Source organism: Cohnella sp., from assembly GCF_041641335.1.
In the GTDB taxonomy this organism is placed as follows: Bacteria; Bacillota; Bacilli; order Paenibacillales; family Paenibacillaceae; genus Cohnella.
In genome coordinates this window covers 26,105-41,465 of the sequence record NZ_JBEPYQ010000024.1, presented here as the reverse complement: position 1 = coordinate 41,465, position 15,361 = coordinate 26,105, and the positions used below count along the sequence as shown (strand labels likewise).

Sequence of the window (15,361 nt, the reverse complement as noted above, 5' to 3'; positions counted from 1 at the left end):
GACTGAGGAACGGAACGTAGTGGAAGCTACGTGAGTACCGGAAGGCCCGGCTGAATGCAAGATTCGACGCCGAACCCGCTTCTCCGAGCCCCTTCGTGATCAAAATTGGACTTTTTGAACTACATTATATAGGTTTGATTGCTAAACATGCGGTTTTGTCGTATCATTACCTTAATAATCCATGATGGGACAAACCTCCGGTTTGCGGTCATGAACATTGGAGCGAATCATTGTGACGGTAACTATTTACGACGTGGCACGGGAAGCAGGCGTGTCGATGGCGACGGTATCCCGCGTCGTCAACAATAATCCTAACGTCAAGCCTCAGACGCGCAAAAAAGTTTACGAGGCGATAGAGAGACTCGGCTATCGGCCGAACGCGGTCGCGCGCGGTTTGGCGAGCAAGAAGACGACGACGGTCGGCGTCGTCATCCCCGACATCGCGAACGCGAATTTCGCGGAAGTCGCCAGAGGCATCGAAGATATTGCCAACATGTATCACTACAATATCATTCTTTGCAATGCGGACAAGCGCAAAGACAAAGAAATCCGCGTCATCAACACGCTGCTCGAGAAGCAGGTCGACGGCTTGCTGTTCATGGGCGGCGCGGTTACGGACGAGCATATTCAGGCGTTCAAGACGTCGAACGTGCCGATCGTGCTGTGCGGAACGAAGGACGAGAGGGGAGCGATTCCTTCCGTCGACATCGATCATGAAGCGGCCGCATTCGACGCGGTGACGAAGCTGATCGGAGAAGGACACCGGTCGATCGCGATGATCAGCGGCACGCTGCAGGATCCGGCGAACGGATACGCTCGTTACCAAGGCTACAAGCGCGCGTTGGAGGAAGCCGGCTTGCCCCATCGCGAAGATTACGTGCGCGTCGGCAACTACAAGTACGAATCGGGCATCGAGGCGATGCAGTATTTCCTCGATTTGCCGGATCGCCCGACGGCGGTGTTCTCCGCGACGGACGAGATGGCGATCGGAGCCGTTCATTGCATTCAGGACGCCGGATTTAACGTTCCCGAAGACGTATCCGTGATCAGCGTGGACAACAGCCGGATTTCGTCGATGGTGCGCCCGCTTCTGACGACGGTCGCCCAGCCGATGTACGATATCGGAGCGGTCTCGATGAGACTGTTGACGAAGCTGATGAAGAAAGAAACCGTGGACAATGCTACGGTAACGTTACCGCATGAATTAATCTCGCGCCGTTCCGTTGCCGGACCGAAAGGCAACTGACATTTGCAATAACGGAAGCCCTGCTCGGCGAGTTCGCCGAAGCAGGGCCTCTTTTGTGGGGACCTAACTTAATCGACTAGTAAGGAAGGACGGATTTGGGATGACGTTCGGAACGATCGGCATTATCGGAGCGATGCAGGAGGAGATTGAGCTTCTGCTTGCGCAAATGGACAACAAGCAAACGGAAACCCATGCGGGCATATCGTACTATCGCGGCGTTTTTCGCGGGAAGAAGGTCGTACTGACCCGTTCGGGCGTCGGCAAAGTGAATGCGGCGGTATGCACGCAGATCTTGATCGACAAGTTCGGAGCCGATGCGGTTCTGTTTACCGGGGTGGCCGGCGCGGTCGATCCGAACCTGAACATCGGGGATATCGTCATCTCCTCCAGCAGCCTTCAGCACGATGTCGACGTTACCGCGCTCGGCTTTCCGCGGGGAACGATTCCGTATCAGGACATATCGGAGTACAAAGCCGACGAGAAGCTCGTCGCATTGGCCGAAGAGGCCGGACGCGCCTTGTATCCGGGGCGCTGCAAGGTCGGCAAGATTTTGTCCGGAGATCAGTTCATTGCCGATCGCGAGGTTGTGAAGACGCTGCATGAGCAGTTCGAAGGGGCTTGTACGGAAATGGAAGGGGCTTCGGTCGCGCAGGTGTGCTTCATGAACGGCATTCCTCACGTCATCATCCGCTCGATGTCCGACAAAGCCGACGGATCGGCGCACGTGAACTTCGCCGAGTTCACTGTGGAAGCGTCCAATCGCTCTTACGCAATCATCGAGAAAATGGTCGAGGCGCTTTGAGTCAATCGATGTAAACAGAGCTGCGCCGCAGTTGTCCCGGATTGTCCCGGAGATCTGCGGCGCGGCCTTTTTTTACCCGATGTGCTGTAGCGCGATTTCGAGATTTTTGAGGTTTTTGTCGGTGATTTCGGCTCTCCGCGGCATCGGCGTCCAACTCTCCAAGTCGTCCAGCCAGGTGGACGGAAGCGGATAGTCAGGCATGCGATCCAAGGGCACGCCGGGCCAGCCCTTCGGCAGCAAACCGCCGTCCGCTTGGGCGTCGATGGAAGCGAGCAAAGGATGATCGTTCATCTCCATCCACAGCAGGCTCCAAGCCCGCGGCACGACTCTCCAGTGATCGTACCCTCCGCCTCCGAGGGCGACCCATCTCCCGTCCGTATAACGGTCTGCGAGCCTGCGAATCATTTTCGGCATCTCCCGATAAATGCGCATGCTGCAATGAATATGGGCGAGCGGATCGAACGCGTGCGCGTCGCAGCCGTGCTGGCTGACGATGAGATCCGGACGGAACGCGCGGGCTGCGCTCTCGATCGCCTTGCCGAAGCATTCCAGCCAGGAATCGTCTTCGGTGTAAGGCTCCATGGAGACGTTTAAGCAAGCTCCGTAGCCGGAAGAGTCGCCTCTCTCGTGCGGAAAGCCGCTCCCGGGAAACAGGAATTTGCCCGTCTCGTGAATCGACAGCGTGAATACGTCCGGATCGGTGTAAAAAAACCATTGAACCCCGTCTCCGTGATGAACGTCCGTATCGATGTAGAGGACGCGGGCCGAATATTTCTCGCGCACATGGGCGATCGCCGCGGCCGCGTCGTTATAGACGCAGAAGCCCGAAGCCCGCTCCTGGAAAGCATGATGCAGCCCGCCGGCCAGATGCATCGCCCGCGTCGCTTTACCCGACATGACCGCGTCCGCTGCGGCCATGGAGCCTGCCGCCAGTTCGATCGCCGCCTGATGCATGTCGGGGAAGTACGGCGTGTCTCCGTCCGCCTCCAGTCCGTAACGGTCCGCCAAGCTAAGCGCTTTCATATCGGGTTCGGCAACGCTCAGCGCCTGCACGACTTCGATGTAGTCGGGTCTATGAATGTCCCGTACTCTCTTCTCGGCTTCCGCGACGGAGAAGGGAGGGAGGGATTGCCTGTCGTCCAGCGCACCGCATTCCCTCAGCAGATTTTCCGTCAGCGCCAGCCTGACCGGGTGAAAGGGATGATCGTCGGAAAAGCGATAATGCCCGGATGCTTGATTGTCAATCCATATCGTATTGGAAGCCAGATAAGGTCGCCTGCCTTTCTAATACATAAAACGTTGTCTGAACCGAACGCGGTCGAATTGCTCGGCGGAGGACAGAGGGACGTCTTTGCCGATGCGGACCATGAGACAGTTCGCGGGATGCGCGCAAATCTCCGGATCGTCCGTGGCGAACCAGACCATGCCGACCGATTTCATCAGCCGTTCCATCATCTCCCGGTACTCCCAGACGTTCAGCCCGCTCGATTCCAGATCCCAGTGCCAATAATATTCGGTCGTGAAGACGATCATATTGTCCAGTTGACCGTCCTCGAACGCGGCGGATATCAACGCTTTGCCGAGCCCGTAATTGCGATAGTCGTCGGCGACCTCGATCGCCCCGAGCTCGACGAGATCTTCCATGCCGCCTTCCGACCAACGTTCCATTTCGTCGGGATAGTGGAAGGTGACGTAGCCGACGATGACGTCTCCGTCCCGCGCCGCGATAATCCGGCCTTCAGGCAGCTCCGCGATTTCAACCAACGCGACGTGCTGCTCGGCGGGTCTGCGGAAAGCGTCAAGCTTCGGATGCATCGTCAGCTTCTGAAGTTCTTCGGGCGCTATAGGTCCTTCCACGATTAGGGATCGGCCGTGCCGTTCAATCGTATGACGGACGTATTTTTTAATGTGCTCCATGCCGTTCCCCCCTTGTTAACCGTGTTTATGCTCCGTATATTATAGCACATTAGCGGCATGCAACGGGCTTAGAAGCGACCCTGTAACTGAATATTGCCCCTGCAATGGGAGATTTTGTCCTTGCCTACTATGCAGAGCTCGGATGCACTGTGGTATAATGTCTTTGGTAGAGGGGTAACCTCGAGTTCATGAAAGCGCATACGGCATAACGGGTACCCGCATTTCAATGGGAAGGTGATGGAGTGTGACATTGCAATCGGACGAAAAATTAGCCGTTACGGCGAAGGTGTCCAACATGGCATCTTACGAAGAGGCGGTAAACAGCTTTAACTGGGCGGATGTCGAGCAGCGTTTTACGTGGTCGACCACCGGCAAGGTGAACATGGCGCATGAGGCGATCGACCGGCATCTGGCGGAAGGCCGCGGCGACAAAGTCGCGCTTCACTACAGCGACAACCATCGCGAAGAGAGCTATACTTTCGCGGATCTGTCCAAGCAGTCCAACCGTTTCGCCAATGTGCTTCGCGGGTTGGGAGTGGGCAAGGGCGACCGCGTCTTTATTTTTATGCCCCGGACGCCGGAGCTGTACTTCAGCTTGCTTGGGACGATCAAAGTCGGCGCCGTCGTAGGCCCGTTGTTCGAAGCGTTTATGGAAACCGCCGTCAGGGATCGTCTGCAGGACAGCGGCGCCGTCGCGCTGATCACGACTCCCGCATTGCTTTCTCGCGTGCCCAGGGCGGAATTGCCCGAACTGAAGCACGTTCTCGTATACGGAGATTCTGTGGAAGAAGGAGACGGCCTCATCGACTTCTCCAAGGCGATGGCCGGAGCTTCGGAAGAAGCCGAGGTGACCTTCCTGGAGCGGGAAGACGGCCTCATTCTTCATTATACTTCCGGTTCTACGGGCAAGCCCAAAGGCGTATTCCACGTCCAGAACGCGATGGTTCAGCACTACCATACCGGCCGCATCGTGCTTGATTTGCGCGAAGACGACGTATACTGGTGTACGGCCGATCCCGGCTGGGTAACGGGAACGTCTTACGGCATTTTCGCTCCCTGGCTTAACGGCGTAACGAACGTCGTGCGCGGCGGACGTTTCAGTCCGCAGGACTGGTACGCCACGATCGAAAAATATAAAGTAACCGTCTGGTACAGCGCGCCTACCGCGTTCCGGATGCTGATGGGGGCCGGCGACGACGCGGTCAAATCGTTCGACCTGTCCAGCCTTCGCCACGTGCTGAGCGTTGGCGAGCCGCTGAACCCGGAAGTCGTGCGCTGGGGCAACCGCGTGTACGGCCAGCGCATCCACGATACGTGGTGGATGACGGAAACCGGCGGACAATTGATCTGCAACTATCCGAGCATGGAGATCAAGCCGGGCTCGATGGGACGCCCGATTCCGGGCGTGCAGGCGTCCATCATCGACGATCAAGGCAATGAGCTTCCGCCGTTCCGGATGGGCAATCTGGCGATCAAGACGCCTTGGCCGTCGATGATGCGCACAATCTGGAACAACCCGACGAAGTACCAGGAGTACTTCCATATTCCGGGGTGGTACGTCTCCGGAGATTCCGCCTACAAGGATGAAGAAGGCTACTTCTGGTTCCAAGGAAGAATCGACGACGTCATCAATACGTCCGGAGAGCGGGTAGGGCCGTTCGAGGTCGAGAGCAAGCTGGTCGAGCATCCTGCCGTCGCGGAAGCCGGCGTTATCGGCAAGCCCGATCCGCTTCGCGGCGAGATCATCAAGGCGTTCATCTCGCTGCGCGAAGGCTTCGAGCCGTCCGACGAGTTGAAGGCGGACATCGCGAAGTTCGTCAAGGAAGGCTTGTCGGCTCACGCTTCGCCGCGCGAGATCGAGTTCAAGGACAAACTTCCGAAGACGCGCAGCGGCAAAATCATGCGCCGCGTGCTGAAAGCCTGGGAGCTGAACTTGCCGACGGGCGACTTGTCCACGATCGAGGATTAATCGAAGTTGCGCCGCCGTCTTACGGCGACAAAAAAGGGACGAAGCAGAATCCAATCTGCTTCGTCCCTTTTATTCTTAAATCCCCTATCCGCCCGATCTGACTTCGACGGCGGAAGTAGGCGACGATTCCCCGGAAGGGCTGATCGCCGTAATTCTGTACCAGCCCGCGGAAGCGGGGGCGATATACTCGAAGGAAGTCGATTCGGTTGTGCCCAGCAGCTTGTATTTGTCGTTCTCTGAGCCGCTGTACCAGACTTGATACTGGGTTACGCCTTCTTCCGAAGGATTCGCGTTCCAGGTCAGGACGACGCCGATATCCGTGCCGCGAGCGTTCAGACCGCTAGGCGAGGACGGAGCGTTGCTGTTGCCGCCGCTCGGAATTTCCGGAGGAACCCCGGTATCCGGATTGTCGCCGCCGTCGCCGTTGCCGGTTCCCGGGTCCGTCTGGCCGGGCAGCGTAGGATCGACGATGATGCCGCCGTCCGTCGAGATGATCTCGCTCGCAACCGATTCGTTGCCTGCGACGTCCACGGCCGTCACGTAGTAGCTGTACGATTGGCGGGCGCTGATGTAGTTGACGAACTTCAAGTCTTCTCCGACCGGCAAGGAAGCTTCGACCTTCTGGAACGGGCTTCCGTTAATGGAGCGGTACAGACGATAGCCGGCGACGTCCGCTTGCGGAGGCGCGCTAAACGTTATTCTCGCTATGTTGTTGAGCGTCTCGACCGCCACGTTGCGCGGTGCACTCGGTACGGCCCCGTCCTCGACTCTCGGGTCGATCTTGGAAGGCGCGCTTTGGCCCGCGTCTTTGGGCAAGTAATACGCGAGAGGCTTGCGGCTTTGGGCCGCGACTTGACCCAGCTTCGCCTGCAGCTCCTCGATCAACTTGTCGAGCGGCGATTCCCGGACGACCATGACGGATTCCCGCAGCAGATCCTCGGGCGTGCCGCTCTGAGGCAAATAATTGACCCCGTTGTAGGAAATATACTTGACCTTGACCAGAGCGTCGTCGGACTCGGTCGGAATAAACTTGCGGTTGAAAATGTCGGTGACCAGTTTGCCCGCTTGCTTGGTCAAGTCCGTAGGCAGCTTGCCGCTTACGCTGGATACCGTCATCGAGACGATGTCGTCCGGTTTCTCGAACGTCTTGGTCGGGAACAGCTCCGGCTTCGCCTCGGTTACTTCGTTCATGATCTTGGCCCAGATCGTGCGCGCTCGCCCGTGGCTGTCCGAGGAGAGCGTATGAATGACCTTTTCGTATCCGGCCCAAACTCCGAGCGTGATGTCCGGCGTGAAGCCTTCGAACCAGACGTCGCTGTAGTTTTGCGTTGTGCCGGTTTTGCCGACGATCGGGATGTTCTTGTAATTTTTGTATTGCGACATCAGGGAAGTCGCCGTGCCGTTCGTGACGACCGTACGCAGCATATCCGTCATCAAGTAGGCGGATTGCTCCGAGACGATCCGCTGCGGATTCAATTCATGTTTGTACACGATCTGGTTGTTCGCGTCGCGGATACTCTCGATCAAGTAAGCGTCGTTGAACACGCCCTTGTTCGCGATCGCGGCGTAAGCGTTCGTCAGTTCCTCGACGGACGTTCCGTACTTCAAGCCGCCGATAACGCCCGTTTGGGCTTCGTCGTCTTCCTTGACGAGCGTCGTGATGCCGAGGGAACGTACGAATTCCCAGGAATCCTTGATGCCGACTTTGTCCAGGAATATTTTCAGCGCAGGTATGTTATAAGAGCTGTTTAATGCTTGGCGCGCGGTGACAAGACCCGAATAACGGTTGTTGGAGTTTTTCGGGATATGGTAGCCTCCGCCGCCGTTTTTCAGGATGATAGGAGAATCGTCCAGGACGCTGCCGGGCTGAATAAGCCCTTTGTCGATCGCGGGCAGGTAAGCGGCGATCGGCTTCATCGCGGAACCGGGCTGCCGGACCATCTGGGTCGCGAAGTTCATCTGCTCGATGTGGAAGTCGCGTCCTTCGATCATGCCCAGAATCGCTCCCGTCTTATGGTCCATCAGGACGGCGGCGATCTGTTCCACGCCTTTCACCGGATGATCCTTCGCGAAGTTTTCCGGGTTTTCCGCGATATCGTGCATCAAATTGTAAATTTTCTTGTCGATGGTCGTCTTCACTTTGTATCCGCCTCGCAGCAACTGCGCGCGGGCTTCTTCGACCAGAGAGGAATTTTCCTTCTTCTTCAAGTCTTCGCGGGTCAGATCCGGGTTCTGCTTCATGACGAGAAGCTCGGCGGCTTGCCGCTCGGCTTCGAGCATCAAGTAAGGATAAGTATTGTACGCTTTCTCCGTAGGCTTCGCGAGCGACTTGTACAAGTCGAAAGCGAGCGCCTCGTCGTATTGCGCCTTCGTGATCTTGTTCTCCTCGAGCATGCGGCTGAGGACGAGCTTCTGGCGCGTGACCGCTCGCTTGAAGTTCTTCTCGTTGAACTCTCCCTTGCCGTTAAAAGCGGAATAGAGGGAAGGGAGCTGCGGCACGCCCGCGAGATAGGCTGCTTGGGCGATGTTCAGCTGGTCCAGCTTGTCGATGCCGAAGATGCCTTTGGACGCCGCTTTAATGCCGAACACTTGATAGCCGCTGGAGCCGTTGCCGTAAGGCACCTTGTTCAAGTAGGCCGTCAAAATTTCCTCTTTGCTCAAATAACGTTCCAGGCGAAGCGACAGGAAGATCTCCTTGGCTTTGCGGCTGGACGTCTGGTCCAGGTTCAGGAAGACGCGCCGGGCGAGCTGCTGGGTGATCGTGCTTCCGCCGGTCTGTACGCTCTCGTTCAGCAGCTGCTGCTTCACGGCGCGGAACAGACCGTTCGTGTCGACGCCGGGGTGCGTGAAGAAGTTTTTGTCTTCGATGGCGATGACCGCGTCGACGATGATTTGCGGAATCTGATCGTAGGTGACCGGCCTGCGGTCCTCCTCCGAGCGGAGCTGTCCGATTGGGGTTCCGTCGTTGAAATAGACGAATCCGGTAATCGCGTTTTCGTTGATCTTTTCTTCTATGAAGGCACGATCGCGAATCGGTTCTTCATGAACGAGGGAAGCGACGAAGCCCGCTACCGCTCCGGCGCCGACGAGTCCGGCCAGAATCCCGAACAAGATCAGCCAGAGCACGGTGAATCCCGCGATTTTCCCCGCCGTCTTGAAGCCTTCGCCCTTGCGTTCCGGCTCCGAAGGGGGTTGTTTAGTAGTCGTCATAATTTTAGAAAGCCTCCTTCAACAAACAGAACTATTATAGCATACATAACCATAGTTTGGCTTCCTTGGAAGTCGCTCCGGCGGAACGCGCTTGCTCCGGGAGCCTTGCGATTCCGCACCGTAACGGTTATACGCAGCAATCGGGCGGAGGTTGTGTTTTCGACAGACAAAAAAAGATCGCCCCGTCATCCGAGGATGACAGCGGGCGATCCTTATCGCGTTTGCGCGGCTTACAGAGCCGGGGGAGTGAACGTGCGGGCGGCGAACTCGGCATCCATCATGAAGAAGGCGTTGCTGTCCTTGTCGATTCGCTTAAGCTTGTTGATGATCGTGTCGAACATCGATTCCTCTTCGACCTGTTCGTCGATGAACCATTTGAGGAACTGGATCGTCGCATGCTCGCGGTCGTTCAGGGCCAGATCGGACAGATGATAGATGCGCCGGGTCACTTCCTGCTCGTGCTCGTAGGCATGCTCGTAAGCGTCGAGTACAGACGAATATTCGTTGTTTGGCGTGTCCATGCCGGACAGCGTGACGCGAATGCCGCGGTCGTTTAAGTATTTGTAGATTTTCATCGCATGGAATTTCTCTTCTTCCGCCTGCACGGTGAAGAAGTTGGCGAAGCCGTCCAGGCTCTCGCCGGAGCAGTATGCCGCGATCGCCAAATACACGTGCGAGGAATACAGCTCGTAGTTCAGTTGGTCGTTGAGGGCTTTGCTTAAAGTTTCGTTGATCATCTCGCGACTCACTCCTTATGGAATCTGGCAGTTTCTACCCGAATTGTACCATAAAGCGTCGAGTCATCCTATCCGCTGCTTCAATTTCTCGTACAACGCTTCGGGGGAAGGGGCGACGACGACCTCGGTTTTGCCGATCAGAGCCATGCATTGCTTCGTGCACAGCTTGCAGACGCCCAGGCAATCTTTTTTCTTGCGCTTGAGATCTGGGTACTCGGCTTTTAGCGTTTTGTACACGGACTTGGAACCGTGCTTGAAGTTCCGGCAGCAAAATTTGATTTTTTTCATGGGGGCACGCACCGGCTTTCTTCTTCGACGTATCGATTCTCCATACAAATGATATTAATTCTCATTATCATTGTCAATGAGAAAAATCGAGACCTCGTCCGCGGACAATAAAAAACGCCCCTCGCTTCCTTGAATAAGGAAGACGAGGGGCGCCGAGGCTTGAAAAGACGATTAACGGCTATAGAATTCGACGATTTGTTTGACGTCGATTTCTTGGGACAGCTCGCCGCGGTCCGGAAGACGAGTGTACTTGCCTTCCATTGCGTTGGCGTTGAAGTCTACGTAGCCAGGAATGTGGTGACGTCCTTCCAGAGCTTCTTTGATCGACTTCAGGGAGCGGCTACGCTCACGAAGGCCGATCACGTCGCCGACTTGCACCGTGTAGGAAGCGATGTCGACTTTCTTGCCGTTGACCGTCACGTGGCCGTGGGAGACCAATTGACGGGAACCGTAGCGGGAGTTAGCCAAGCCGAGACGGTAGACGAGATTGTCGAGACGGCTTTCCAACAGGATCAAGAAGTTGTCGCCGGCGATACCTTGTTGTTTCGAAGCGCGGTCGAACAAGTTGCGGAATTGCTTCTCGTTCAGGCCGTACATGTGACGAAGCTTTTGTTTCTCTTGCAGTTGCATGCCGTATCCGCTGATTTTGCGGCGTTGGTTGGCGCCGTGTTGTCCCGGAGGGAATGCGCGCTTCAATTCCTTGCCCGATCCGCTCAGGGAAATGCCCAGGCGGCGACTTAGCTTGAACTTAGGACCTGTATATCTTGCCATGTGTGTGAAAACTCCTTTTTCAAAATAAAATGGTTTTGAAAATGGGTTTCGTTGCGCGGATTTTCCTTAACCGGAATGTCCGGTTCCAGCAGGGAGTTCAGCCGCTGCCCGCTGGTGGATCGTCCGAGAGGGTGCCACAAGATCTAAGCCCAGTATTCAACAAGATATATTATAAGAAGTTGAGGGGAATTGTCAAGAACCATTCGTTTCGTTCAACGGGTTGCAGCACCGGAACGGCGAAGCGGAACAGGAGAGAAAGCGCTTAAAAAATAAGCCGGAAGACTATGGACTTCTATGAAGCTAGTGCAAAAATCACGGTTTCATTGTATAGTAAAAAGAAAGAGACATCGGGGGATGGAGGTGTCGGGTATGGTCCTAAAGCGGAAAATGCAGCAGCATCACGAAACGCAAGACAATACGGAGAATCCATCCCGCACCCGTCGGCAACTGCCGCATTGGTTGCAGAAGCAGGAGCTAACCGAAGCGGACTTGCCGTATATCCACGATTTGCTGGCGAGCGGCTTCGCGGAGTGGTTGGAGGAAGTGGAAGGATTTCCTTGGCTCGGAGGGCCGATGGCGCTGCTCCATCCGGACGGAACGAACGTCGTTGCGAACCGGGTTCCGGAAGAGTCGGAAGCCGACCTCCCTTCCTGGAGCGAGGAGGCAATAGGTCCTACGGCCGCCAGCAGGGCGCTGGACACTTGCCGGCCGACGCTGATGCGGGCGGAAGAGCACCGCGTCGCCAAGCTGAAAGAATACGATTCGATCGCCGTGCCGATCTTCACGAGAACGACCGGCTTTCCGTGCGCGGTCGTCGCTTGCCTGCTTCCCGCGGGCGCAGCGCAGGCGGGCGACCTGAAGCTCCTTCAGGCCGCGGCGCTTCATATAAGAAGCTGCATCTATCGGGACTTCGAGAATTTGTTTGTCGGCGGCTTGTTGAGGGAACGCAAGCTGTCCAAGAAGGAAGAAGCCCGCAGGAACATCCTGTTCGGCGTCATGAGGCGGCTGAACGACCATATCGACGTCGAGAACGTGCTGTCCGAAGTGCTGGACAGTCTTGAACAGCTCTATCCGATCTGCAAGGCGGACCTGTTTCTGTCGCAGGATTATACGAGCCCCAATGAGAAGGTTCGTCCGCTCGCCTTTCACCTGAACGACATGGATCTGTGCAAGGCGGCGTTCCTGGACGGGAAAATCCGGGAAGAGCTGTCAGCCGGGCGGCATCGCATCGCGCTGCCGCTGTCCGGGAAGCAGGGCGTGTACGGCGTGCTCCGGCTGGTTATGCCGGAGAGCCAATTCGACGAAGCGGATATCAGCTTCCTCACGATGCTGGCGGGGGCAGCGGGCGCCGCGTTCGAGAAGGCCAAGCTTCACGAGCAGGCCAACGTCCTCGTCGGGGAACTGCGCCTGATCAACGAGCTCACGCATAGGCTGAACAGCAGCCTGAAGCTGTCGGAGACGATGCAGTTCGCTTCCGCCGAGCTGATGGCGATATTCAAATCCGATTTTTGCTGCATCCTTCAGTTCGACAAGGCGCTGCAGCAATTCATGGTGATGTCCTCTAACGTGGCGGAGATGATCGGAGACGCGTATTCGAAGGAATACGGCTTCTGCGGCGTCATGTGGTCGACGAAGGAACCGATCATTTTGTCCGACTACTGTTCGGCGACCCCTGTCGCTTCTAAGCTAATGGACGTGACGCTTTCCCGTTCCTTGCTCGCTTCGCCGCTCCTGCTCAACGGGGAAGTGATCGGCGCCGTCATGATCGCCAAGCGGGAGCCGAACCATTTCTCCTACGACAACTACAAGCTGCTGCAGGTGCTGTCGGCGCATCTGGGCTTGGCCATCTCGAACGCTACCCTGCATGCCGAAGTGCGCAGGATGGTCATTACCGACAACCTGACCGGTCTGTACGCACGCCACTACTTGAACGAACGAATCGGCCGCAAGCAGCTTCGGGACAGCTCCGGATCGCTGATTGTCGTCGATATCGACCATTTCAAGAAAATCAACGACACCTACGGCCACCAGGTTGGCGACGACATTCTCATCCAGGTCAGCCAGATCATTCGCACGTCGATTCGGGACAGCGATATCGCGGCCCGATGGGGCGGAGAAGAGCTCGCGATCTATTTGCCGTTGCTTAGTCTGGAGCAGACCGAGCGGGTAGCGGAGAGAATTCGGCAGCGGGTCGAGACGGAGACGAACCCGCAGGTGACCGTGTCGTGCGGCATTTCGGAATGGCGGTTGCAAGATGACAAGATCAGCGTCGAGGCACTGTTCTATAAGGCGGACATGGCGTTGTACGAAGCGAAGCACCACGGGCGCAACTGCATCGTCGTCGGATAAGCTGGAACTTAACGGAATGACAGAGAAGCTCAGGCGGCGCCGGGAGATGATCCCGGCGCCGCCTGAGTGCGTTTGGGTCATGTTCGGGATCGGGTGCATAGACGAGGCAAATGGGGAAACGATACGAAGCGAAAGGGGGGATCGGAATGAAAGGGGCAATTCGGTTTGGCGCGGCGATCTGCGGAGCGGGGTGGCTGCTGCTGATGTTGACCGGCTGCATGGGTCGGGTCGGGAGCCTGCCTGCGGATCAAGCTTTCGCTTTGTCGGCTTCGGCGTTGTCCGGCAGCGACAGCTACGGGTTTGCGGGCGAGCTGGCCCTGTACAATCCTGGGGGAAAGATGGAGACGAGGGCGGCGTTCGAAGGAGAGGTCAGCCGTCACGGCAATCTGAAGCTGAACTGGACGGAGCCGGGCATGGACGCGTCTCGGGAGTTCGGTCCGGGATACAAGCCGCTGAGCCTGCTCGAAGCGTTGAACCGCCGCAACGCGTCGATCTCCTACGCGAATCCTCCGACGCCGGGCGAGCCCGTGCGCATTCGCATCCGGCTGAACGAGGAAGCGGCGAAACGGCGCATTGCGGACATCTTGCGGGAGGAGATGGCGGAAGTCCGGGCGGATAAGCGGTTGTATGCCGCGGAGGAGGCTCGCGGCGCGCTGGAAGCCGCCGAGCGCAAGCTGGAGGCCGCGCTCGATACGTTAAAGGTCGATACGGTCGTCATCTGGACGGCCGATCCGAAAAGCTGGTTTCCCGGCCGCATGTCGGAGCGGACGGAGTTGACTTACGCGTGGGAAGGGAAGACGTATCGCGAGAAGCGAACTTCGGAAACGAATTTCCTTGCCAAAGCCTAAGGTGGTACAATGTTAGAAGAACACAGCGACAGCAGAAGGAGAGCAGCTATCATGAGAGATCCGCGAATCCGGCGGCTGGCCGCCAACTTGGCCGGCTACTCGGTGAAAGTCAAGCCGGGAGAAAACGTACTTATCGAAATGATCGGCACCGAACGGGAATTGCTGAAGAGCCTGATCGAGGAAGTGGCGAAGCTCGGGGGAAATCCGTTCGTCGAAATAGAGGACCGTTCCGTTCTTCGTGCCTTGCTTCTCAACGCCACCGACGCGCAGTTGGAAACTTGGGCCGAATACGACCTGGAGCGGATGAAGCGAATGGACGCTTATATCGGCATCCGCGCGGGCGACAACGCCAACGAGCTGGCCGACGTGCCGGCGGACCGCATGAAGGCGTACGATCGCATACATCGCCATCCGGTACATATGGAGCAGCGGGTGAAGAAGACGAAGTGGGTCATCCTGCGCTACCCGAACGGCTCGATGGCGCAATCGGCCAATATGAGCACCGAGGCGTTCGAGGATTTCTACTTCGACGTCTGCAATCTCGATTATGCCAAGATGGACCGCGCCATGGACCCGCTGCAGCAGCTGATGGCGCGCACCGACAAGGTTCGCATCGTCGGCCCGGGCACGGATCTGTCGTTCTCGATCAAAGGCATCGGAGCCCAGAAGTGTTCCGGAGAGCGCAACATCCCCGACGGAGAAGTGTATTCCTGTCCGGTGCGCAATTCCGTGAACGGCACGATCTCGTACAATACGCCGAGCGTCTATAACGGATTTACGTTCGAGAATGTCAAATTCACGTTCAAGAACGGCAAAATCGTCGAAGCGACGGCCAACGACACGGACCGGATCAACGCGATTCTGGACAGCGACGACGGCGCGCGCCATATCGGCGAATTCAGCCTCGGTTTTAACCCGTATATTCTTCATCCGATGAAGGATACGCTGTTCGACGAGAAGATCGCGGGCAGCCTGCATTTCACCCCGGGACAGGCGTACGAGGTGACCGACAACGGCAACCGTTCATCCATTCATTGGGATCTCGTTCTCATTCAACGCCCCGAGTACGGCGGCGGTGAAGTCTACTTCGACGACGTGCTGATCCGCAAGGACGGACTGTTCGTCATCCCGGAATTGGAAGGTCTTAACCCCGATTTCTTGAAATCATGATTTTTTTCCCCTTGCGTGAAAATGGGGGAACAAGTTATGATGTGGGAGAGATTG

Annotated in this window: 12 protein-coding genes; 6 read left to right on the top strand and 6 right to left on the bottom strand. The window is 57.0% G+C overall.

Annotated elements, in window-relative coordinates; translation table 11 throughout:
• Nucleotides 1-232 precede the first annotated feature (232 nt).
• Together ccpA and ACESLM_RS10175 are read left to right on the top strand one after the other, a co-directional pair.
• Nucleotides 233-1,246, top strand: a complete 1,014-nt coding sequence (ccpA, locus tag ACESLM_RS10180; RefSeq protein WP_372631458.1) for a catabolite control protein A — start codon at nt 233-235, stop codon at nt 1,244-1,246.
• 100 nt (nt 1,247-1,346) lie between these two features.
• Nucleotides 1,347-2,048 (top strand): 5'-methylthioadenosine/adenosylhomocysteine nucleosidase, encoded by a 702-nt coding sequence (locus tag ACESLM_RS10175; RefSeq protein WP_372631457.1) that lies wholly within the window; start codon nt 1,347-1,349, stop codon nt 2,046-2,048.
• Nucleotides 2,049-2,120: 72 nt separating this feature from the next.
• Here the strand turns inward: ACESLM_RS10175 and ACESLM_RS10170 are convergent, their stop codons facing one another.
• Together ACESLM_RS10170 and ACESLM_RS10165 are read right to left on the bottom strand one after the other, a co-directional pair.
• Complete coding sequence (locus ACESLM_RS10170) at nt 2,121-3,314, bottom strand: acetoin utilization protein AcuC (protein ID WP_372631493.1); 1,194 nt, start codon at nt 3,312-3,314, stop codon at nt 2,121-2,123.
• Between the two features lie 18 nt (nt 3,315-3,332).
• Complete coding sequence (locus tag ACESLM_RS10165; protein WP_094041535.1) at nt 3,333-3,965, bottom strand: GNAT family N-acetyltransferase; 633 nt, start codon at nt 3,963-3,965, stop codon at nt 3,333-3,335.
• Between the two features lie 244 nt (nt 3,966-4,209).
• On the opposite strand from ACESLM_RS10165, the gene acsA reads away from it, so the two are divergent.
• Nucleotides 4,210-5,934, top strand: a complete 1,725-nt coding sequence (acsA, locus tag ACESLM_RS10160) for an acetate--CoA ligase (RefSeq protein WP_372631456.1) — start codon at nt 4,210-4,212, stop codon at nt 5,932-5,934.
• Between the two features lie 84 nt (nt 5,935-6,018).
• On the opposite strand, the gene ACESLM_RS10155 is transcribed toward acsA, so the two are convergent.
• From ACESLM_RS10155 to rpsD, 4 genes are all read right to left on the bottom strand, one after another.
• Complete coding sequence (locus ACESLM_RS10155) at nt 6,019-9,144, bottom strand: transglycosylase domain-containing protein (RefSeq protein WP_372631455.1); 3,126 nt, start codon at nt 9,142-9,144, stop codon at nt 6,019-6,021.
• Nucleotides 9,145-9,374: 230 nt separating this feature from the next.
• Nucleotides 9,375-9,881: a ferritin gene (locus ACESLM_RS10150; RefSeq protein WP_094041532.1), complete on the bottom strand. Its 507-nt coding sequence runs from the start codon at nt 9,879-9,881 to the stop codon at nt 9,375-9,377.
• Between the two features lie 63 nt (nt 9,882-9,944).
• Nucleotides 9,945-10,169 (bottom strand): DUF1450 domain-containing protein, encoded by a 225-nt coding sequence (locus ACESLM_RS10145; RefSeq protein ID WP_094041531.1) that lies wholly within the window; start codon nt 10,167-10,169, stop codon nt 9,945-9,947.
• 171 nt (nt 10,170-10,340) lie between these two features.
• Nucleotides 10,341-10,940, bottom strand: a complete 600-nt coding sequence (gene rpsD / locus ACESLM_RS10140) for a 30S ribosomal protein S4 (protein WP_372631454.1) — start codon at nt 10,938-10,940, stop codon at nt 10,341-10,343.
• A gap of 369 nt (nt 10,941-11,309) precedes the next feature.
• On the opposite strand from rpsD, the gene ACESLM_RS10135 reads away from it, so the two are divergent.
• From ACESLM_RS10135 to ACESLM_RS10125, 3 genes are all read left to right on the top strand, one after another.
• On the top strand, nt 11,310-13,289 hold the full coding sequence (locus ACESLM_RS10135; protein ID WP_372631453.1) for a sensor domain-containing diguanylate cyclase: 1,980 nt from the start codon (nt 11,310-11,312) through the stop codon (nt 13,287-13,289).
• A 146-nt stretch (nt 13,290-13,435) separates the two neighbouring features.
• Complete coding sequence (locus ACESLM_RS10130) at nt 13,436-14,137, top strand: hypothetical protein (RefSeq protein WP_372631452.1); 702 nt, start codon at nt 13,436-13,438, stop codon at nt 14,135-14,137.
• A gap of 51 nt (nt 14,138-14,188) precedes the next feature.
• Nucleotides 14,189-15,307, top strand: a complete 1,119-nt coding sequence (locus ACESLM_RS10125; RefSeq protein WP_372631451.1) for an aminopeptidase — start codon at nt 14,189-14,191, stop codon at nt 15,305-15,307.
• The last annotated feature ends 54 nt before the right edge of the window (nt 15,308-15,361 follow it).

Bases quoted from the DNA above. Each gene is read 5' to 3' on its own strand.
- rpsD (WP_372631454.1), bottom strand. From the start codon at position 10,940: ATGGCAAGATATACAGGTCCTAAGTTCAAGCTAAGTCGCCGCCTGGGC.
- ACESLM_RS10150 (WP_094041532.1), bottom strand. From the start codon at position 9,881: ATGATCAACGAAACTTTAAGCAAAGCCCTCAACGACCAACTGAACTAC.
- ACESLM_RS10155 (WP_372631455.1), bottom strand. From the start codon at position 9,144: ATGACGACTACTAAACAACCCCCTTCGGAGCCGGAACGCAAGGGCGAA.
- ACESLM_RS10130 (WP_372631452.1), top strand. From the start codon at position 13,436: ATGAAAGGGGCAATTCGGTTTGGCGCGGCGATCTGCGGAGCGGGGTGG.
- ACESLM_RS10145 (WP_094041531.1), bottom strand. From the start codon at position 10,169: ATGAAAAAAATCAAATTTTGCTGCCGGAACTTCAAGCACGGTTCCAAG.
- ACESLM_RS10135 (WP_372631453.1), top strand. From the start codon at position 11,310: ATGGTCCTAAAGCGGAAAATGCAGCAGCATCACGAAACGCAAGACAAT.
- ACESLM_RS10165 (WP_094041535.1), bottom strand. From the start codon at position 3,965: ATGGAGCACATTAAAAAATACGTCCGTCATACGATTGAACGGCACGGC.
- ACESLM_RS10175 (WP_372631457.1), top strand. From the start codon at position 1,347: ATGACGTTCGGAACGATCGGCATTATCGGAGCGATGCAGGAGGAGATT.
- ACESLM_RS10125 (WP_372631451.1), top strand. From the start codon at position 14,189: ATGAGAGATCCGCGAATCCGGCGGCTGGCCGCCAACTTGGCCGGCTAC.